We start from the raw sequence: 20227 nt of genomic DNA, 5'->3' as shown, positions 1-20227 counted from the left end.
ACTCAGCCTCGCGGAGGCTGTTCAATATCCGACGGTCCAGCTTGCTTCAGCTGGGGACCGTTAACAGGGCGCGCAAGGCGCGCAGAAAGCGACGGCGGAAACGCCACGCTGACGTAGTCGTTGATTGCGCCCATTTGTACGCAACCACTGCAATGGTGATGGTGGGGAATCGGTACACTGTCGTGCGCCAGGCCACCGGAGGCATCTTCGGACGTGCAGACCGTTCGTTCGGTGCAAACGTCGGTCCATCCACCGTCGGCCACCATGACCTCGCCGGCAGCTTTATGCTGAAGCGTGATATAGGCTTCCGCTTGTGGAGCCATCGAAACCATCATGCCGACCATCGCGCACAGCACCGCTATCGCGTTGCGCACGCGGCAGAGGTTTGCACAGATGGATATGAGCCTGAACAATAGCTTCTGATCCGATAGGTTCCAGGGCGCCTTTTTAGATACACGGGAACATAGGCGAAAACTAGTAAGAAAACCGTTTATGGGACAAATAGTCCCGCAATGACGGTTCTGCTGTTACTGTGTTGCACTAAGTGACGGCGGGCGCTTGATACGTTGTAACACTTCGGAACTGTCGATAATCCGTTCACTCAGAAGATGATGAACTGGAATCTCCGGCTTCGGATGATGATTTACTGCAGTCGTCTTTAACAATCTTGTAGAACTTGTCGCGGGGATTACGGGACATCTTTTCCGTATGGTAGCTGCAAGAAGGTTCGGCGCCGGGCGCTGGAGTGTCGATCGAAGCACAGCCGACTGCGGGCAGAGCTACAATCACGGCGATCAGGAGTGCGCGAAACGGGCGAGACGAGGTCATGGCTCTCATTACACTGTAGGGGAGTAAAAATACGATCTTGTATTTTGTTCCGGCGCGGACTTATCAAGCTCTATCGTAACATAGATATTCCGGATCGGAGAAACCATGACTGCACTGATATTCATGCTCGTGCCGTGGTTTGCCCTGGCGGTCGGTGGCCTGATCGCGATGTTTCGCGCGCCGAGTGACACCTTTTCTGCATCGACGCAACACTTGGCGGCCGGCGTCGTCTTCGCTGCTGCTGCGACCGAAGTGTTGCCGGACCTAACGCACCAGGGGTCGACAGCGGCAATTTTGATCGGCGGCGGTCTTGGGCTGGCGACCATGTTCGGCATTAAGCAACTGGGAAAATACCTGAAGGGAGGCTGGTCCCTGATCATCTTGATCGCGATCGATATTTTGGTTGATGGGGTGGTGCTGGGGATAGGCTTTGCGGCGGGTGCTCGCCAAGGGCTGCTGCTGCTTGTGGCGCTAACGCTCGAAATCTTCTTCCTCGGACTAACCGCGGCCGAAGAGCTGAAGGAAACTTTGAAAACCCCGCTCAAGGTTTTCCTTGGCCTGCTGCTTTGTGGTCTCTTGCTGCCCTTAGGGTCGCTCCTCGGTGCGCCAGTCCACACCCTGCCTCCATTTTACCAAGGAATTGCGTTCGCCTTCGCGCTCATAGCATTGCTATATCTGGTGACCGAGGAGCTGTTGGTGGAAGCCCATGAAAAGCCAGATAGCCCTTTCATCACCAGCATGTTTTTTGTCGGCTTCTTGGGCCTGCTCGCTTTGGAGTCGGCGGTACCAGCAAGTTGATAACCGATTTTTTTTGCCCGCGACTCAGAAAGGCGCCCATCGCCGTCGAGTGCACCACGGAGGGCAGTAAGAAGTTCGGAGCGGGTATGCGCACCAAATCTCGAAGGCTCGAAGTCGGAAAGCTTCGATCAAAGCCAAGTACATGGATTGGAGCTGATCCTCCCCTGCCCCGCGGCCGACCTCTTGTTTCAGGAACGGACTCGCCACTATTTACTGCCAAATTTGGTCGGGGCGAGACTTCTCCGGAGAAGGGAAGGCTCGCCCCGCGCGTGGCAGCCGGGGGTGGCCGCCACGGAAGGATTTATCTGGCACGGGTCATGGCAAGTGACAATGCTTCAGTTGAACTTTCACGCTAATGTAATCGTACCTAAGAGAAAGCAACATATTGGTATTTCCATATGTCCCGAAGAGTCATTCAGAGGATTGAATAGCTAAAGCTCCGTGACCTATTTGCCAGATAGCCGCTTACGTATTGTGTTCATTTGGTCGATTTCCTGCTGCTGGGACTTTTTTATGTTTTCACAAAGACTCGTAATTTCTGGGTCAGTAATTTTCGCCTGGCGGCACATAAGTATCGCGCCTGAGTGGTGCGGGACCATTGATGCTAAGAAGCCCTCGTTTCCGACAAAGGTCTGGTTGCGAATAAACACAAAGCTGGCAACCAAAATGAGGGCCAGTGCGGCATAGGATAGCAAGTTTTTTTTCTTATCCCTGTACATCATGGGCATCGTTGCCAACATCATGATGCCCATGGGGGCGGCCATAACCAGAGCCATGTAGATAAAGTTGATATTGGGGATGAACTCCGCGAACGTGTTGATCATGACAAACATCAAGACGAACATGAGCAAAGCGTTTGCGGCCAAAGAGACCCAGAACTTAACGTAGGGGGATTTCATTTCGTGGCTCATATGTGCATGAGCCTTTGCATCGTCGTGAGTTTCCATTGGACGCTCCTTCGGCCCGCGCAACACCCAGGCTACTAACATAGTACGCTAAGCAGCCGTTTATCCCTCAGCTGAAGGGGCGTTTTCCATGAGCTCGTGACTGTATGCCGGGATCGGCGAAAGTTGCCGTGCGTTACGGAGACTTAGCGCACGGGTGGACGGCAGGAATTAATCGTCGCCGGTCAGTTGCTGGTGCGCGCGCGAAACTTCAGCCGGGTCTGGACGTCCAGCGGCGCTTTTCGCTGAAACTTCACCCGACGAATGAGATCGCGAGCGGGCCGCTCAACAAGGTGATGAACGGCCATTGCGAATGGTACGACGCCGACCACCATAGCGAACCAAATGGCCAAGGGCATGTGGTCTGGATCGATATGCGCTATCTTCTGAAGGCCCTCTCCGACAACGAGTTGCCAGGGGATGCACACCATATAGACAGCAAAGCTTACTTCACCCAGGTAGACCAGGGCCGGAGAGGACAGGACACGAGAGCCGTTTCGGGCCGCAGCGCCGAGCCCAAAGATCAATCCGCCACACGCGATGACACTGACAAAATCCGGCAGCCCGAACGAGGTAGACGCGATTAGCAAGAAAAAGGCACTGGCCGAGAGCGCGAGACCGGCGGCGGCTGTCCTCAAGACGCCGGACCGCCACATGAGCCAGAGGCTGCAGCCGAGTGCGAAACATGGGACAATCCGCAGTGCGCCCCACAATATCGTGGCTCGTGTCAACGGGAACCCGGCGATGGCTTCGAAACCGATGTAGAGGACGACAAGAAACACCGCCGCAAGCGCAACTGCCAGGCGTGGGCGTGCCCACATCCTGATCATTGCGAAGGCAAAGGCGGGGAAGGTAAGGTAGGCAAACCATTCAGCGGAAATCGACCACGAGGGATGGTTCCAGCCTCCGTGCGGTGCCAACCCCCAGGCCTGCGTCAGGGTGAGCTGGGCCGGAAGCGAACCCCATACCAGCAGCTTATCGCCGGCTTTGATACCAACAAGGGCCAAAGCCGCCATCAGCAGTCCGAGCCCGACAAGAATCGAGATGTGGACCGGGTAAATTCGGGCCAGGCGGGCCCAGATGAACTCGCCGTAGTGGAAGCTGCCGTCTCGGAACCGCTCAAGATAGACGTGGCTCAGGATGAAACCCGACAAGACAAAAAAGAGCTCGACGCCCAGATAACCTTTACCGACGACTGCCGGCATAGCGACACCGAGGTTGGGCCAGAAATGGAACGCGACAACCCACATTGCAGCAAAAAAGCGCAGCGAAGTCAGGGGTTTCAAATTCTGAGGCATGGTTTCGTCCCGAAATGGTCCCAAAAAAGCGAAATGGAATTCGCGCGTTTGGTTAGTGCAACAAAGGGGCCAAATGTTCCCGACCATCCGTTGACACTGGCAAGTGCATCTTATTTCTCGACCATAGACGAAAACCCTTAAGATCGAGTGGCTTGTAGGTCGTAAATTGCGTTCATGAATTGCGCACGGAGCCAACTCGCCTTAATCGTTAGCCTATTCTTGACATGCGCCGGAGGTAAGTGTGAGCCCAGATCCCATACGACTGCTGCTTGAAAAATGGCGCGCCGATCCGCTCGGCTCCTATCAAAGCTGGTTCCTGTGGGACGAACGTCTCAAAAACTTCCGTTCGATCCGCCGGGGGATAAGTCAGGTCGTGAAGGAGATCGATGCGGGTCGGTTCGGTAATCTTTACCGGGGATCGTCCCTGGAGACGATCGTACATTCGATTGCGGAGCAAAGGCAGATTTTTAAAGGCGCTGACCACGCTTTCCTATGGAAGCCGAAGCTCAGGATACCGGACATCTATGAGCATCCGGACAATCAGCGGGCATTTGGCCGGTTGCTGGATACCTGCTCATGCTGCGAAACCGCAGATCAGATCATCGATGCGATTCATAAGATCGATCGCTTGGCCATCAAAGGTCTCGGCCCTGCTGTTGCAAACCTGCTCTACTTTCTGCATCCAACCCTGATGCCGCCTTTCAATACGGCCATAGTCAAGGGGTACAATGCGATTACGGGTGCCAACGTGAAACTTGGCAAGTGGACCGAATATCTGGCCATGCGGCTCGGAATGCTGCAGTTGAATGATGCCTACCGTGATCTGCTATCGAATGACCTCGGCGCCATCGGGGGGTTCCTGTTCGATGTCGGCTCGAACAGATATCCAGCTCCGCCCCGCGAGAATGATGAGGCTGCGCGCCAGGCGTGGGCGCGGGACCTGGCCGCCGTTCGGGCCGAAAGCGCTGCGGCTCTCAAGGCGCAGGCGCTCTCAAAAGAAACGGACCGTACCCACACCGAGATCCAGGGCTGGTTGCGCGATCTCGGCTTGGCCCTTGGCTATTCGGTCTGGATTGCGTCAAACGATCGTGGACGCGCCTACGAAGGCGGAAAGCTGGGCGACCGATGTCTGACCAGGCTTCCGGACCTCATCGAACAATCTTCTGCCGCGGATGCCATCCGGCTGATCGATGTGCTGTGGCTTGACCCTGCGCCCACTACAGTGATGGCCGCCTTTGAAGTAGAACACAGCACATCGATCTATTCAGGAATCGTCCGTATGCTGGACCTTGCTTTGACCGGAGACTCGCATGCGAGTGAGGGACTCTATCTCGTCGCGCCGGACGATCGAGAGGGGGAAGTGCTCGCACAGTTACGCCGTCCGGCATTCTCCAGGGTTTCAGATTTGAAGGTGCGGTATCTCCCTTATGGCGAATTGGCGCAAAATCGGGAGGCGCTTGCCCGGTTCGGCAATGGAATTAAAGGCGTTCATGCGATTTCGAAGCTGCTTGTTTGACGATCCAGGCTTGACTTAGAGCCGCACGCCGCGAATGCGAAGGCTATTGCCGATAACCGAGACCGAACTGAACGCCATGGCGGCGGACGCAATAATCGGCGACAGAAGCAGGCCGAAGGCGGGATAGAGCACACCGGCCGCTATCGGCACGCCGATGGTGTTATAGGCGAACGCGAATATGAGGTTCTGCTTGATGTTGCGCATGACCGCTCGGCTCAAGGATCGCGCCTTTACGATGCCGTTCAGGTCGCCCTTGATCAGGGTGATACCCGCACTTTCCATGGCGATGTCGGTGCCGTTGCCCATCGCGATGCCCACCGTAGCCGCGGCCAGGGCGGGAGCGTCGTTGACGCCGTCGCCCGCCATGGCGACCTTGCGGCCTTTGGCCATCAGACCTTCGATGACCTCGGCCTTTCGATCGGGAAGGATCCCAGCTTCGACCTCCTCGATGCCAAGCGTCTTAGCAACAGCGCGCGCCGTAGCTTCATTGTCACCGGTCAGCATGACGAGCCGCAGGCCTTCCGCCTTCAAGGCCTTCAGTGCCTCTGGCGTCGACGGCTTTATGGGATCGGCGACAACGATGATCCCGGCCGGCTTTCCATCGAGCATGGCGTAGATTGCCGTCTGGCCCTGGTCACGGAACGGTCGCGCCAGTTCGGTCAACTCAGCGGCTTCACCGAGAAGGGCAGAGTTGCCTAACGCGACGGCGATGCCGTCGACGGTTCCAGTCACACCCTTGCCGGTCGGCGCCTGGAAGTCGGACACACCATAGCTTGGCAATCCCTTCGCCTTCGCGCCGCGGACGATGGCGTCGGCGATCGGATGTTCGCTGGAGGCTTCAAGGGCGGCGGCGAACGCCAGCAACCTGTCCGCATCGCCGTCGCCGACGGTCTTGACAGCTATAAGCTGCGGCTTGCCTTCAGTCAGGGTTCCGGTCTTGTCGAGGACAAGGGTATCGACGCCTTCGAAGGCTTCGAGAACCGCGGCGTCCCGGACCAGTATGCCCTCGCGGGCCGCACGTCCCGTGCCAGCCATGATCGACATCGGCGTTGCCAGGCCGAGCGCACATGGACAGGCTATGATGAGAACGGCAATCGCGTTGAGAATGGCGTGACCGAGCCTTGGTTCCGGGCCCCAGACCATCCAAGCGATGAAGGTGATGATGGCGGCCGCGACGACAGCGGGCACGAAATATCCTGATACGATGTCGGCGACGCGCTGGATGGGCGCACGAGAGCGCTGGGCTTGGCCGACCCGGGCGACGATCTGGGCCAGAAGCGTGTCATTGCCGACGCGCGTCGCCTTCATGACGAAACTGCCGGCTTGATTGACCGTGGCGCCCGTGACCTTGTCGCCGGGTTGCTTGGCGACCGGCATGGATTCGCCGGTCAGCATCGATTCGTCCACGTGACTCGATCCTTCGATGACTTCGCCATCCGTCGGAATCTTTTCACCTGGCCGAACGCGCAGACTGTCGCCAACTTCAACCTGTTCGAGCGCGATGGTCTCCTCGGCGCCATCCTTGAGGCGATGTGCCGTGGCCGGGGCGAGCTTCAGGAGGGCACGGATGGCATTGCCGGTCTGGGCGCGCGCCTTCAATTCGAGCACCTGTCCGACCAGGACGAGCGTGGTGATGATGGCCGCCGCCTCGAAATAAACGTCCGGCATCATGCCGGACATGTGCGGGAAGGCATCTGGCGCGAGGACGGCAACGACCGAATAGCCCCAGGCGACGATGACGCCCAGCGCAATCAGGGTGAACATATTGAGGTTGCGGGTCTTGAGCGAGTCCCAGCCGCGCACCAGGAAAGGCCAGCCACCCCATAGCGCGACGGGCGTCGCCAGCGCCAGTTGCAGCCAGAGCGAAACGCTTTCAGGAACGATGAATGACAGTCCGAAGTGCGCGCCCATAGCAAGGATGGCGACGGGAACGGAAAGCCCTGCCGAAATCCACAGACGACGGCTCATGTCCTTAAGTTCGGGGTTATCCGGCTCTTCAAGCGTGATGATCTCCGGTTCCAGCGCCATGCCGCAGATCGGGCACGAGCCCGGTCCCTCCTGGCGGACCTGCGGGTGCATCGGGCAGGTGTAGATGACGGCTTCACCTGCCTTGGGTTTCGCTGCAGGGACGGTCCTGGCATGATGATGTTCGTGGCCATGTCCATTTCCATGGTGACATTGGCTGTGATCCTGCGCGTCGTTTCCCCCGGCCGCCTGCTTCGGCGCTTCGCCTGCGGGCACCAAGGTCATATGACAGATAGGGCATTGGCCCGGTTCCGTTTCACGAACGTCCGGGTGCATGGGGCAGGTATAGGTCTTGGGGTCTGCTGATAAGGCATGGCTGTGACAGCAACTCTTCGCTTGGCCTTCGCCTTGATGGTCGTTTTCCATGGGAATCTACTCGTACTTCTTCAGGAGTTGCATGATTTCGGCGATCTGAGTGTCCCGCACCGTTTCGTCGCCGCATTCGCAGGATTTGGTGAGGCAGGATTTCATGTGGGTTTCGAGGACGCCGAGTTCGATCGTCTTGATGGCGCTACGCACGGCCCGGAGCTGGGTCAGGATGTCGACGCAGTACTGACGTTCGCCGATCATGCGCTTGATGCCTTCGAGCTGCCCGATGGCGCGATTGAGCCGGGGCGTCTGTTCAGTGTGACTGGGGTGATCCGACATGTGGCCTCCTACATACCCCTGGGGGGTATATATACCCCATAGGGTATATCTTCAAGATGTCGACAAGGGATGGGCAAAAAAATTTCGTTCCTGGACAAAGTGTCCGGGTCGTCCAGGAAAAGCGATGTAATTCAAACCCATTCGGGCGTAGGCTTGCGGCAAGGCTTGCAAATTTGGATACGCACCATGGATCACGAACGGATGCGACGCCTGCACGGACGCCATGGCGTCAAGATGGAGCGGGTCAGCTTCGACACTGGCTTCGTCAGCAAGGCCTTGGTCGCAAATGACAGCTGGGAATTCCGATTCGAACGCCCCGCCGGCTTTACCTACCGGGCAGGGCGTCATGTCCGAATGACGCTGCTCAAGCCGAGGTTTCGCGACCGCAAGGGCGTGACGCGCTTCGTCTCCTTTGCAAGTACACCGCAAGACCGGGATCTGGTCTTCGTCATGCGGATGCGGCAGACGGCTTTCAAGCGTTCCCTGATGGCCCTGGCACCGGGCCAAAAGGTCCGTATCGAAATGCTGGTCAATGCGCCGCATAGGGCCTTTGCTTTGGACGACGCGGCTTGCGAGCCGGCGGTGTTTCTTGCGGGGGGTATAGGTGTCGTGCCGGCCTATTCCATGATCCGGGATGCTCTTGAACGGGGGCTGCCTCGGAAGTTCTATCTGTTCTACTCTTCGCGAACGGCAGCCGACGCACCTTTCCTGGAAGAATTGCAGGACCTGGCCGCGCACCATCCATCCTTTGTCCTTGTCCCGACCATGACCGGCGAAGACGCCAGTTGGACCGGCCGGACCGGCCGAATAGACGGGCCGTTGCTGACCGAGACCATATCCGACCTGTCGACGGCGACGTTCTACATAGCGGGCCTGCCTGACATGGTGGCCGACATGCGCGCGCTCCTTGAAACCCAAAAGGTCCCCGCAGCGCAGGTCCTCTCCGAGGAATTCGGCGGATTCGCCGTGGCGCATGGCGCGCGGCAAGGCGGCGCCAGGCTTGCGGCTGTCGGCATTTTCGTCGCGGTCGCTGCGGCCGTGGCCCTTCATCTGGCGGCCGGCGCATATGTCCTGCGCCTTGGTGCCATAGATCTGCGGAACCCGGCGTTCGCCATCGGCGCCGCAGTTGTCCTTGCGGCCATATGTGTCAAGCTGTGGCTGGTATTTGGAGCAGGGCATCGCAAATGACTTCGCGCCGCGGCGCTCATAGGATTCACGAAATCAATGCCGAAGACGTGGAGCGTCACGCGTCATTGCATCCACATGTCCTTGAGGCGGATGTGCCCGCCTCGAAGATCGATCGACGGATCGCGCGCACGAGACGGAAGCTGGAGCACGCCTTTTTCCACCTCATTCAGGACAAAGGCTATGACGCGGTCACCATCCAGGATATTTGCGAAAAGGCGGGCGTCGGACGTTCGACCTTCTATACCCATTTTACCGGCAAGGACGACCTGAAGCGCAGGAGCCTGGAGCATTTACGCGCGGAATTGAGCGCATACCAGACGATGGCAAGCACAACGGACCCTGGAAAGGCGCTGTCGTTCAGCCTTGGCATGTTCGAACACGCCCGCCGCCATGTCGGCGCCTACAGGGGCCTGATCGGTAGCGAAGGGTTGGCGGTGAGCCTGGGCGGCATTCGGGGTATCATCGCCGACCTCATCCGTGCCGAGCTTGCGGGCCAGGGTGATCGGCAAGATCGGGAAATCCGGGTCGCCTTCGTCGTCGGCGCCTTCATGTCGGTCCTGACGAACTGGCTCGACAATGGCGCGAAGATCGAGCCTGCCGACATCGACGTACGATTTCGGTCTTTGCTGTTTGGCGGCCTGTCTCCTGGCTGAACACTCGGTCGCAACACGTCGAGGTGTTGCCGGTTCGGAATCTGAAATGAAAAGGTCTTGCGGGTTCAGGACGCCCCTTGGCCCGAGCGGGCGTCTGGCTCAGTCAAATGTAGCCAAACGCCGACGGCCATGAGAATACCGGCAATGATGAGGGTAATCGACCATGGCTCGTGCAGGAACGCCAGTCCGATCACCGCTCCGATGAATGGAGCGGTTGAGTAGTATGCTCCCGTGCGGGCGGCGCCGATTTCGCGCAATGCGAATACAAACAGGACCAGGCTGGCGCCATGACCCAGTAGGCCAATGGTCAGGGCGGAGCCTGCGGTAGCCACCGGTGGCAATTGCGCGCCAAAGATCAAGGCGAGTGTGATGTTGGCTACGCCGGCGACAATGCCTTTAATGCTGGCGAGGGTGGGCGCATCGACATGGGCGATTTTCGAGGTGCAATTGTTATCGATCGCCCAGCACAGGCAGGCCCCGGCGACAGCGAATCCGCCGACCAGCGCGGCATGACCGCCAGGCCCACGCATCGCGAGCAAGACCGCGCCGATGAAAATGGCGAGCATCCCCCAGCCAATCCTTCGGTTGAAAGGTTCCTTGAAGACAATCCAGGCAATGACGGCCGTGAAGACCCCTTCGAGAGTTAGCAGAAGCGAGGCGGCAGAACCGGAAGTGCTGGTGAGGCCGAACATTAGCAGAGCCGGTCCCAGGGCGCCGCCAAAGAACACGGTCGCAGCCAGCCACGGCATATCGGCGCGCTTAAGTGCGGCGCCAGCGCTTTTGAGTGCGGTGAGCCTGACGATGGCTACGCCGCAGCCCGATCCCAGATAAAGGAGACCCGCGAGCATTAACGGATGAACGCCGCCGATGATGGCTTTCGCCGCAGGTGTCGACGCACCGAAAAGCAGTGCGGACACCAGTGCAAACGCGCCACCGCGCTTCACATCTCCGAGTTTGAATTTGGCCACTTACCCTCAGCGTCTGCGATCGGCCTCGACAAAGGCCAAACAAATATAGTATAGGGGGGTATATTATAGGAGGCAAGCATGCATGCCAACAAAGAGAAAGCTAAGCTTTTGGCGAGGGTCAGGCGGATCAAGGGGCAGGTCGAGGCCCTTGAACGCGCCTTCGAAGCGGAGGCGGACAGCGAAAAGATCCTGCATCTGATCGCCGCCGCGCGCGGGGGGATTTCAGGGCTGATGGGCGAAGTGGTGGAGCATCACATCCGGCATCATCTGGCAGACGATCCGGCACAACCCGGCCTACTTACACCCGAGGCGCAACAGGCGCTGATCGACATCTTCAATTCCTACATAAAGTAACGTCTCGATGAACGATTTCACACACCTGCTCCAACAAGGGGCCGGCAACGCCTGGCTGTTTATTCCCTCTGCCATACTGCTCGGCGCTCTTCATGGCTTGGAGCCGGGCCATTCCAAGACGATGATGGCAGCCTTCATCGTCGCGGTTCGTGGGACCATATGGCAAGCCATTTTGCTTGGGTTGTCGGCGACCATTTCGCATACGGCCGTCGTGTGGTTGATCGCGCTGGGGGGCCTTTACGCGGGCCAAAATTGGAACAGCGACGCTGTCGAGCCTTATTTCCAAGTCTTGTCCGCGATGATCATGCTGGGCGTCGCCCTTTGGATGATCTGGCGGACCTGGTCCTATCAACGCGGCGGGCATGGACACCACGGTCATAGCCATGCGCATGGTCACGATCACCATCACGATGAAAAGAAGCGGATCGATACAGGACATGGGCGCGTCCGCCTGGAGATCTTCGAACAGGGCCAGCCGCCACGCTTCCGGGTCTTCCGCGAAACGGGACAAGTCTGGCGTGCGGATGACGTCCAAGTGGAAACCGTGCGCGAAGATGGTCGGGCGCAGGTCTTCACGTTTATGCAAAAGAATGGGTTCTTGGAATCGACGCAGGACATCCCCGAGCCGCACCAATTTGCCGCGCGCCTGGTGCTGGGGCATGCCGGCCATGCCCACAGCTATAGCGTGACGTATGAAGAACACGACCACCATGATCACGATCACGATCACGATCACGATCAGACGGGCGTGACCGCTGGCTTTGCTGGAGCAGAGCCCTACGCGGATGACCACGAGCGTGAGCATGCTGAAGAGATCGAGAAACGATTTGCCGGGCAGAAGGTGACTACGCCGCAGATCATCATGTTCGGCCTGACGGGCGGGCTAATCCCGTGCCCGGCCTCGATCACTGTGCTGCTGCTATGCCTGCAACTCAAGCGTATCGCGCTCGGCGCGACTTTGGTCCTGTGCTTCAGCCTTGGCTTAGCTCTTACAATGGTCGCGTCGGGCGTGCTTGCGGCATGGAGTGTCAAGCACGTTTCAAAGCGGTTCAAGGGATTCGGCAAACTGGCAAACCGTGCACCTTATCTCTCGGGAGCACTGATCTCGGTCGTCGCGCTTTATATAGGTTGGACGGGGCTAAGCGGAATTCTGCGGTAATAGGTCGCAAAGGTCTGACCCGCCGCAATCGTCCAGCAAACGCATGGAGCCGATGCTGCCTTGCGTTCGAGGGCTCAACCTCGCGCACGCAAGACAGCATTACCCGGTGAGGCTTATTTGGAAGACATTCCGGCGTGGCTGGAATCCATGTCCATTCCCGACATGTCCATTCCTGACATGTCAGACATGCTAGTCGCTTCAGCCATGGCGGGAGCGGTGCTTTCCGCAGATGTTGCCGTTACATCGGATGATGGCTTGGGGCTGCATGCAGCCAAGGCTACGAGAGTCAAGCTGGCGACGATTGGCAATTTCGTATTCATGTGGGGTCCTTAAGTCTGTTTGTCAGGTTTTCATCTATTAACATGAAGACCGTGGCTGCACTATGCGTATGCAGCCACGAGTTTTGCCGACTATTGAGCCGTCTTGTCCGGTACGGTTTTGTAGCCGGAATGCGGATTGGGTGACTCCCGTTCCGTGTGATAGCCGGCGTTTGCCGTGCCCATTGTGGTGCAAGCGGATACTGTAAGGCCGATTGCGCCGATCAAGGCAGTCAATTTGACGACGGCGATGGCCCTACGGGACGTAGCACTTCCTGTTGAAAAGATTCTCATTTTACTACTCCGATTTCAGTTCTTCAAACCGGCGTGGATGTCCATGCCGAGTCAGAAATTTGAACGGTAATGATGGGATTTTGTGCTGGAGCCTCCTTTCTTCGGCAACGGAGCACACGTCAGGTGCGCCGGTTGCTATTTTTGCTGGCGGATCGCGGTTACTTCGGCATCCGACCCCTTGACCAATACGTAGAATTTAACCTTTTCACCGACCTTAAGATTATCGAGCAGGGCGGGTGGAGTCGCCTTGAACGCCATGGTCATGGCCGGCCAGTCGACGGCCGGAATGGCGTCGTGCTTGATCGTGACTGTATTGGCGGTCTTGTCGATGGCCGTGATCACACCGACGCCGGTTCCTTTTTTGACGCCGGCATCCATATCCATCGCCATGCCGGACATGTCCGACATACCTGCCATTCCCGACATATCGGACATGGCCGCAGGGCTTTCCGTCGATGTGGCCGCGTTGGCGGCTGGTTTCGGGCCACAGGCCGCAAGGGCGCCCAGGGCGGCGACGGCGGCGAGGCTGAGGATCATCTTGGTCTTCATGGTAATCTCCTAAGGTTGGGAGGTGGGGGGAAACGAGGGGTAACGCCTGCGCCGGATCAGGAGATACGCGGCGGGTACAACGAGCATGGATAGAAGCGGTGCTGTCAGCATGCCGCCGATCATGGGGGCCGCAATGCGGCTCATGACTTCGGAGCCGGCGCCATGGCCGAAGAGGATGGGGAGAAGGCCGGCAAGGATCACGGCGACGGTCATCGCCTTGGGCCGGACGCGCAGAAGCGCCCCTTCGCGGACGGCGGCCTCGACTTCGGCCGCCGAGGGATCGGGGCCCCGATGCTTGAGCGCGTCCTTGAGGTAAATCAGCATGACCACGCCGAATTCTGCCGAAACGCCTGCGAGCGCGATGAACCCCACGCCAGTAGCGACCGACTGGTGAAAGCCCAGCCAATAGAGCGTCCAGATGCCGCCGGTCAGGGCGAACGGCAAGGTCAGCATGATAAGCGCCGCCTCGTCGAAACGGCCGAAGGTGACATAGAGCAGGAGGAAGATTATGACGAGCGTCGCCGGCACCACGAACTTCAGGCGTTCGACGGCGCGCTGGAGGTATTCGAACTGGCCAGAATAGGCGATGGACACGCCAGGCGACAGTTTGACATCCTTCGCCACCGCTTTTTGCAGGTCGCCGACGACGGACGCCAGATCGCGGCCGCGGACATCGACATAGACCCAGGTCGAAGGGCGGCCGTTCTCTGTCTTCAGCATCGGCGGCCCTTCGGCAATCTCGACACTGGCAACCGTTCCAAGCGTGATCTGGGCGCCCGACGGCGTGAGGATAGGCAGATTGCGCAGGCCTTCAAGGCTGTCCCTGTCCTCGCGCGGATAGCGGACATTGATCGGATAGCGCGCCAAACCATCGACCACTTCGCCGACATTCTCGCCGCCGACGGCGCCACTGATGATCGATTGCACGTCTGAGATATTGAGGCCGTAACGTGCGGCCGCTGCGCGGTCGATATCGACATCGACATAGCGGCCTCCAGTCAAGCGCTCGGCAAGGGCCGAACTGACGCCTGGTACGGTCTTGGCGACCGTCTCGACATCATGGGCGATGCGGTCCAGCTCAGCGAGATTGCTACCCGACACCTTTACCCCAATCGGGCTCTTGATGCCCGTCGCCAGCATGTCGATGCGATTGCGGATCGGCGGCACCCAGACATTGGCGAGGCCGGGGACCTTCACCGTCCGGTCCAACTCCGCGACCAGCTTCTCGGGTGTCATGCCCGGCCGCCATTGGTCACGCGGCTTGAAGCGTATAGTGGTTTCGAACATTTCCATCGGCGCCGGGTCGGTCGCGGTTTCTGCACGGCCGGCCTTGCCGAAGACGGTCTCGACTTCCGGCACGGTCTTGATCAGTCTATCGGTCTGCTGCAGCAGTTCCGATGCCTTGTCTGCCGACAGGCCTGGCAGGGCGGAGGGCATATACAGGAGGTCGCCTTCGTCCAGTTGCGGCATGAACTCGCCACCCAGTCGCGTCAACGGCCAGACCGTGGTGGCAAAGGCGAGCGCCGCCAATACGAGCGTCAGGCGAGGCGCTTTCAGTACGAAGGCCAGGAACGGCCCGTAGATAGCCGTTAGAACCACGTTCAACGGATTGGCTGTTTCCTTCGGGATCTTGCCGCGGATGAGGTATCCCATCAGCACCGGCACGAGAGTCACCGAAAGGATAGCCGCGCCCGCCATGGCGTAGGTCTTGGTGAAAGCCAGCGGCGAGAACAGCCGCCCCTCCTGACCTTGCAGGGTAAAGACCGGGATGAAGGAAAAGGTGATGATCAGCAGGCTGAGGAACAGGGCGGGCCCGACTTCGGTCGCTGCCTCGGTGATAACCCGCCAGCGCTCGTCGCCCTTGAGCGCCGCGCCGGGATGATCGTGCTCCCAGTGCTCGATCTTTTTGTGGGCGTTCTCGATCATAACCACAGCCGCATCGACCATGGCACCGATGGCGATAGCGATGCCGCCCAGCGACATGATATTGGCGTTGACGCCTTGGCTGTGCATGACGATCAGCGCCATCAGGACGCCGACCGGCAAGGTGATGATGGCGACCAAGGCCGAGCGCACGTGCCACAGGAACAGAGCACAGATGACGGCGACGACGATGAATTCCTCGATCAGCTTTTCGCGCAGATTGTCTATGGCGCGATCGATCAGTTGTGAGCGGTCATAGGTGGTGACGATCTCGACGCCAGGCGGAAGGCTCTTTTTCAGTTCGGAAAGCTTGGCCTTGACGGCGGCGATCGTCTCGCGGGCGTTTTTGCCGGAGCGGAGGATGACGACGCCACCAGTGACTTCGCCTTGGCCATTCAGTTCGGCGACGCCACGGCGCATCTCCGGTCCGATCTGGACGGTGGCGACAGCGCCCAATGTCACGGGTACGCCGCCGGCAGCCGTCTTCAGTGGAATGGCCCGGAAGTCGTCGAGCGTCTTCAGATAACCGCCGGCGCGGACCATATATTCGGCTTCGGCCAGTTCCAGAACCGAACCGCCGCTTTCGCCATTGGCGTTCTGGATGGCGGAGACGACTTGGCCGTGGGTCACGCCGTAGGCTGCCAGCTTCACCGGATCGAGCACGACCTGGTATTGCTTGACCATGCCACCGATGCTGGCCACCTCGGCCACGCCCGGCAGGCTCTTTAACTCGTAGCGCAGGAACCAGTCCTGCAAGGAGCGTAACTGCGACAGGTCGTGCTGGCCTGTCCTGTCGACGAGGGCATATTCATAGACCCATCCGACTCCCGTGGCATCGGGTCCCAGCGACGGCTTGGCGCCGGCCGGCATGCGGCTTTGCACCTGGTTGAGATACTCGAGCACGCGCGAGCGCGCCCAATAGAGGTCGGTGCCGTCGTCGAACAGTACATAGACGAAGCTGTCACCAAAGAAGGAATAGCCGCGCACGGTTTTGGCGCCCGGCACCGACATCATAGTCGTCGCCAACGGATAGGTCACTTGGTTCTCGACGATCTGCGGTGCCTGGCCCGGATAGGGCGTGCGGATGATGACCTGGGTGTCGGAGAGGTCGGGCAGGGCATCGACAGCTGTTTGCTGAAGGGCGAAGATCCCGGCAGCGATGACGGCGAGGGCCCCGATCAGGACGAAGAAGCGGTTCTTTACCGACCAGCGGATAAGGGCGGCGATCATTGGCCACCCATTGGCTGGAGCTTTTCGATGACCGGACCGTCTGCGGTCTGGGCAAAACCGAAGGTGACGCGGTCACCGGTCTTCATCCCTCTCGCCAGGTTGGCGGACTTCAGCCGGAAGGTCATCGTCATGGCCGGCCAACCGATCGCGGGCACCGGTTCATGGCTGAGCGTAATGCTGTCGCCCTTCAGTTGCTCGATCAGGCCACGCGTTTCGTACAGTGCCGCAGCTGAATTCGGCGCGGGCATAGACATCGCGGTTAAAGGCCGGGTATTGACGCCGGCCAGGCTGGCCTCGGAGTCGATCAGGAACTGTCCGGATGCAACGATCTGATCACCTTCGTTCAGGCCGGCGAGGATTTCAGTGCGGTCGTCGCTTTCGCGACCGGCTTGCACCTCCACTGGGGTAAATCCCCCCTTGCCGCCGGCCAGCAAGACCAAGGTCCGCTTGCCCGTTCGGATCAGGGCTTCGGACGGAACGAAGAGCGCAGATGAACTCTCACCGTTCAGGTGAACCGTGGCGAACATGCCGGGCCGGAGCCGCCCACTGGAATTGGGTAACTCGACGCGTACGCTTAGTGTCCGACTGTCGGCCTGGGCCGTCGGCAGGATGGCCGAGACGCGACCGGTTACAGGCTCCCCGGGGAAGGCGGTGAGGTCCGCCGTCACGGGTTGGCCGATTTTGATGTGGGCGGCTTGGGTTTCCGGCACGGCGGCCGTCAGCCAGACCGACGACAGGCCCGAGACCTGCGCGAGGGTTTGGCCCATGTTCACAGTCATGCCCTGGCGGACATCGAGCGTCTGGATCGCACCGCCGACAGGTGTCGAAATGGTGATGGTGTTCGAAACCCGGCCGCTTTTGGCCACGCTATCGATCAAACCCTGCGGCATGCCGAGTAGAGCGAGTCGCTGGCGGGCGGCCGCTTCCAATGACGCATCACCGGTCCGTCGCACGGCCAGATATTCGCTCTGCGCGGCGCTCCACGTCGGCACCAGGATGTCGGCAATCGGCGCGCCGGCGCCGACCACATCGCCGGGCGCCCGGGCATAGACCTTTTGCACGAAGCCGTTGGCCCGCGCCTGGACGATGGCGACATCGCGCCCGTTGAAGTCGAGTTGACCGGCGACGGTGAAATCTTGAGCGAAATCGCCGCGCTGAACGTTCGCCAGCCGCATGCCCAGGCTTTGCAGGCGGGCCGGATCGATCCGCACGCCACCTTGGCTCGGATCGGTATCACCGGCGTAGCGCGGCACAAGCTGCATATCCATGAAGGGGGACTTGCCGGGCTTGTCGAAATGTTGGGCCGGCACCATCGGGTCGTACCAGTACAAGACCTTGCGATCGGCATTCGATGCCGCCGGCGTGGCGATCGGACCTTTGCCGAGGTGTGCCAAGCCAAAGCCCGCCGCCCCGGCGGTCAGGGTGATGACGGCCGCCGACACGCCGAGCATGGCGGGGGAAAGAGTAAGCTGGCGGCTCATTGGTCGCTCCCGTAGGTCAGGTTGATCCGCACGCCGTCGCGAACGACGTCGGCTTCGCGGGACAAGGCGTCGATGCGGGCTTCGGCCAGGGCCAGCTGTGCTTGCTGGACGTCGGATAAGGTGGCTGTGCCGGCGCCGTAGCTGGCTGTCTCCAGGGCGACCTTCTTTTCGGCGAGAGGTACGAGCGTCGTTTGCGCCCGCATCATTCGGTCGTGGTGCATGAGGTGATCGGCCAGATCGGCCTCGAACTGCGCCAGCAATTGGCGGTGGGCGGCATCCTGGTCGAGGCGGGCACGCGTGACCTCCGTCGTCTTGGCCTCGATGACCGGGTCCTGCCGGGTTTTCTGGAACAGCGGCAGGCTGATGGTCACGCCGGTCGACACCATGTCGCCCCAGCGTCCATCGCGGTGCTGATAGGTGACATCCCAGCCCCAATCCGGCCGCTTGTTCGCCCGGGCCATTTGTACGTCGGATTGGGCCTGCTGAACCAAAGCGCCGTAAGGCAAGAGGGTAGGGTTATGGTCGAGGCCGGCGCGAAGATCCGAGGCATTGACGGCAAATTCGGGCGGATCGCCGAGAACATCAGCCTGGTCATCGCCCGTCCAGCGCACCAATTCTGCCCGGGCACGTGTCACGTCGGCCAACAGGTCGGCGCGGCGGTCGGCTAGATCGGCATTCATCTGGTCGGCCGCCAGGGCCTGAGCGGGGCGCGTGGCACCCGCCGCCAATTGGGACGGGGCGGTCTTGGCGATCGCTTCGATCGACTGCTGGACGGTGTCGAGTGCCGCCAGCTTCTTTTCCGCGTAATAGAGATCGACCCAGGCCAAGGCGGTATTGAGCCGCACCTCGCGCGCCTCGACGGCCGCATTGGCATCAGCGACGCCGATATCGGCGGCGGCCTTCTGGCGTTCGGCACGACGCTTGTCCCCATTCGGCATGTCCTGCATGACGCCGACAGTGGCCATGGTCATGCTTTCAGCCGTGAAAGATCCCGCTGGCGGCCCGGACACCGGAAAGTTCTCGACCCCGAAGCGCACCTTGGGATCGGGCAAGCGACCTGCGGCAATGGCTGAGGACCTGGCGGCAGAGACATCGGCCGCTTTCGACTGAAGGCTCGGCGCCGTCTGTTGCGCCAGTTTTAGTGCGGCGCCGAAGGTCAATGGCGCGGCCATTGTTGCCGAAGCGTAAACGAGGGGAGTCAGGACGGCACATAGGGCCGCGAGAGAATAGGATCGCATGGGGGATTCCTGAGATGGAGAACGCAAGTCGATAGCCCCCCGCCGCTTAGGCGGCAGGGGGCTACGCATTACTTTCCGGTTTTCAGGCAATCGCCCATCAGCGCCGGGGCACACGGAACCTTGACGATGCGGGGCATGACGTCATGCGGGTTAGGTGAAGGAGGGGCCGTGCGATAAGCGCATTTGTGGCACGGCTGGCCATCGGCGGGTTGCGCGGAAGCGGTGGAAACGGCCAACACGGCCAAAGTGATCGCGCACGCAGTGGTGGCGAGGGTTTGACGGATAGTCATGGAAAATTCCTCAAATCATATCTGAGGCTTGCCCGCGGGACATGGCGTTACGGTCAAGCGATATTCAAGGCCGGACTGGATGCACGAAGGCACAGGCCAGCACGACCTCGAAGGCGTAAAGAAGGGCGGATTCCGCCTGTTACGCCTGTGATTTGGGGGGAGGGACGAAAAGGCCTGGCTCTTGGGTGAAGAGCGGAGCAGCCTTATCGTTGAAAGTGACCTGCTCGACGGCGAGCACCGGTAAGATGACTTCGTTGGGCGAAGCGACAACACTGCCGAGGCTGCACATGGCGATGCAGTTTTCGATGCACGCTTTGTCCTTATGATTGTCCGATGTCTTGCCCGTGTCTTTCTCGCAGCAGGACGACATATCCATAGTCGCCATAGCGGGCGCCACTGCCTGCATTTTGCTGCTCATGGCCATACAGTCGGCATTCGCCGCCTGAGCATGGATCGGCGACAGGAGAAGCCCAATAACGGCCAAAATGGAAAGGACAGCTTTCAGCATCAGCCCTCAGGATATGCT

At 59.8% G+C, this 20227-nt stretch carries 18 protein-coding genes; 7 read left to right on the top strand and 11 right to left on the bottom strand.

Going from position 1 to position 20227, the window contains the following annotated elements; translation table 11 throughout:
* Positions 1-2: 2 nt before the first annotated feature.
* The gene (locus J2X24_RS07940) at positions 3-413 is read right to left on the bottom strand and encodes a hypothetical protein (protein WP_209719182.1); all 411 of its coding nucleotides are present in this window, start codon (positions 411-413) and stop codon (positions 3-5) included.
* A 520-nt stretch (positions 414-933) separates the two neighbouring features.
* On the opposite strand from J2X24_RS07940, the gene J2X24_RS07935 reads away from it, so the two are divergent.
* Positions 934-1626: a ZIP family metal transporter gene (locus J2X24_RS07935; protein ID WP_209719180.1), complete on the top strand. Its 693-nt coding sequence runs from the start codon at positions 934-936 to the stop codon at positions 1624-1626.
* A gap of 446 nt (positions 1627-2072) precedes the next feature.
* On the opposite strand, the gene J2X24_RS07930 is transcribed toward J2X24_RS07935, so the two are convergent.
* Together J2X24_RS07930 and J2X24_RS07925 are read right to left on the bottom strand one after the other, a co-directional pair.
* On the bottom strand, positions 2073-2573 hold the full coding sequence (locus tag J2X24_RS07930) for a DUF305 domain-containing protein (protein ID WP_209719177.1): 501 nt from the start codon (positions 2571-2573) through the stop codon (positions 2073-2075).
* A gap of 182 nt (positions 2574-2755) precedes the next feature.
* Entirely contained in the window at positions 2756-3868 is a 1113-nt protein-coding gene (locus J2X24_RS07925; RefSeq protein ID WP_209719174.1) for an acyltransferase family protein, read from the bottom strand.
* 241 nt (positions 3869-4109) lie between these two features.
* Between J2X24_RS07925 and J2X24_RS07920 the strand changes: the two genes are divergently transcribed.
* Positions 4110-5384, top strand: coding sequence for a type II restriction endonuclease (locus J2X24_RS07920; protein ID WP_209719171.1), 1275 nt, complete (start codon positions 4110-4112; stop codon positions 5382-5384).
* A gap of 15 nt (positions 5385-5399) precedes the next feature.
* On the opposite strand, the gene J2X24_RS07915 is transcribed toward J2X24_RS07920, so the two are convergent.
* Positions 5400-7775, bottom strand: coding sequence for a copper-transporting P-type ATPase (locus J2X24_RS07915; protein WP_245344537.1), 2376 nt, complete (start codon positions 7773-7775; stop codon positions 5400-5402).
* 6 nt (positions 7776-7781) lie between these two features.
* Entirely contained in the window at positions 7782-8057 is a 276-nt protein-coding gene (locus J2X24_RS07910; RefSeq protein ID WP_209719168.1) for a metal-sensitive transcriptional regulator, read from the bottom strand.
* Positions 8058-8126: 69 nt separating this feature from the next.
* Here J2X24_RS07910 and J2X24_RS07905 point away from each other — a divergent pair, with 69 nt between their 5' ends.
* Together J2X24_RS07905 and J2X24_RS07900 are read left to right on the top strand one after the other, a co-directional pair.
* Complete coding sequence (locus J2X24_RS07905) at positions 8127-9245, top strand: ferredoxin--NADP reductase (RefSeq protein WP_209719165.1); 1119 nt, start codon at positions 8127-8129, stop codon at positions 9243-9245.
* Entirely contained in the window at positions 9242-9898 is a 657-nt protein-coding gene (locus J2X24_RS07900) for a TetR/AcrR family transcriptional regulator (protein ID WP_209719162.1), read from the top strand. Before J2X24_RS07905 ends, J2X24_RS07900 begins: the two co-directional genes overlap by 4 nt.
* A gap of 65 nt (positions 9899-9963) precedes the next feature.
* On the opposite strand, the gene J2X24_RS22835 is transcribed toward J2X24_RS07900, so the two are convergent.
* Complete coding sequence (locus J2X24_RS22835; protein ID WP_209719160.1) at positions 9964-10866, bottom strand: DMT family transporter; 903 nt, start codon at positions 10864-10866, stop codon at positions 9964-9966.
* 78 nt (positions 10867-10944) lie between these two features.
* On the opposite strand from J2X24_RS22835, the gene J2X24_RS07890 reads away from it, so the two are divergent.
* From J2X24_RS07890 to J2X24_RS07880, 3 genes are all read left to right on the top strand, one after another.
* Positions 10945-11220 (top strand): metal/formaldehyde-sensitive transcriptional repressor, encoded by a 276-nt coding sequence (locus J2X24_RS07890; protein ID WP_209719157.1) that lies wholly within the window; start codon positions 10945-10947, stop codon positions 11218-11220.
* 7 nt (positions 11221-11227) lie between these two features.
* On the top strand, positions 11228-12379 hold the full coding sequence (locus J2X24_RS07885; protein WP_209719154.1) for a nickel/cobalt efflux transporter: 1152 nt from the start codon (positions 11228-11230) through the stop codon (positions 12377-12379).
* 117 nt (positions 12380-12496) lie between these two features.
* On the top strand, positions 12497-12712 hold the full coding sequence (locus J2X24_RS07880; protein ID WP_209719151.1) for a hypothetical protein: 216 nt from the start codon (positions 12497-12499) through the stop codon (positions 12710-12712).
* Between the two features lie 413 nt (positions 12713-13125).
* Here the strand turns inward: J2X24_RS07880 and J2X24_RS07875 are convergent, their stop codons facing one another.
* From J2X24_RS07875 to J2X24_RS07855, 5 genes are all read right to left on the bottom strand, one after another.
* Positions 13126-13539, bottom strand: a complete 414-nt coding sequence (locus J2X24_RS07875) for a copper-binding protein (RefSeq protein WP_209719148.1) — start codon at positions 13537-13539, stop codon at positions 13126-13128.
* 9 nt (positions 13540-13548) lie between these two features.
* Positions 13549-16692 carry an efflux RND transporter permease subunit gene (locus tag J2X24_RS07870; RefSeq protein WP_209719145.1) on the bottom strand — a complete coding sequence of 1048 codons (3144 nt, stop codon included), beginning with the start codon at positions 16690-16692 and terminating at the stop codon, positions 13549-13551.
* A complete protein-coding gene (locus J2X24_RS07865) occupies positions 16689-18173 on the bottom strand; it encodes an efflux RND transporter periplasmic adaptor subunit (protein ID WP_209719143.1) in 1485 nt (494 codons plus the stop codon). The genes J2X24_RS07870 and J2X24_RS07865 overlap by 4 nt, the downstream gene beginning before the upstream one ends.
* Positions 18170-19411, bottom strand: a complete 1242-nt coding sequence (locus J2X24_RS07860; RefSeq protein WP_209719140.1) for a TolC family protein — start codon at positions 19409-19411, stop codon at positions 18170-18172. The genes J2X24_RS07865 and J2X24_RS07860 overlap by 4 nt, the downstream gene beginning before the upstream one ends.
* Before the next feature lie 429 nt (positions 19412-19840).
* Positions 19841-20209, bottom strand: coding sequence for a hypothetical protein (locus J2X24_RS07855; protein ID WP_209719136.1), 369 nt, complete (start codon positions 20207-20209; stop codon positions 19841-19843).
* Positions 20210-20227 lie beyond the last annotated feature (18 nt).

It is taken from the genome of Asticcacaulis solisilvae, assembly GCF_017875235.1.
Lineage (GTDB): Bacteria > Pseudomonadota > Alphaproteobacteria > Caulobacterales > Caulobacteraceae > Asticcacaulis > Asticcacaulis solisilvae_A.
This window is presented reverse-complemented; position numbering and strand designations above follow the sequence as displayed.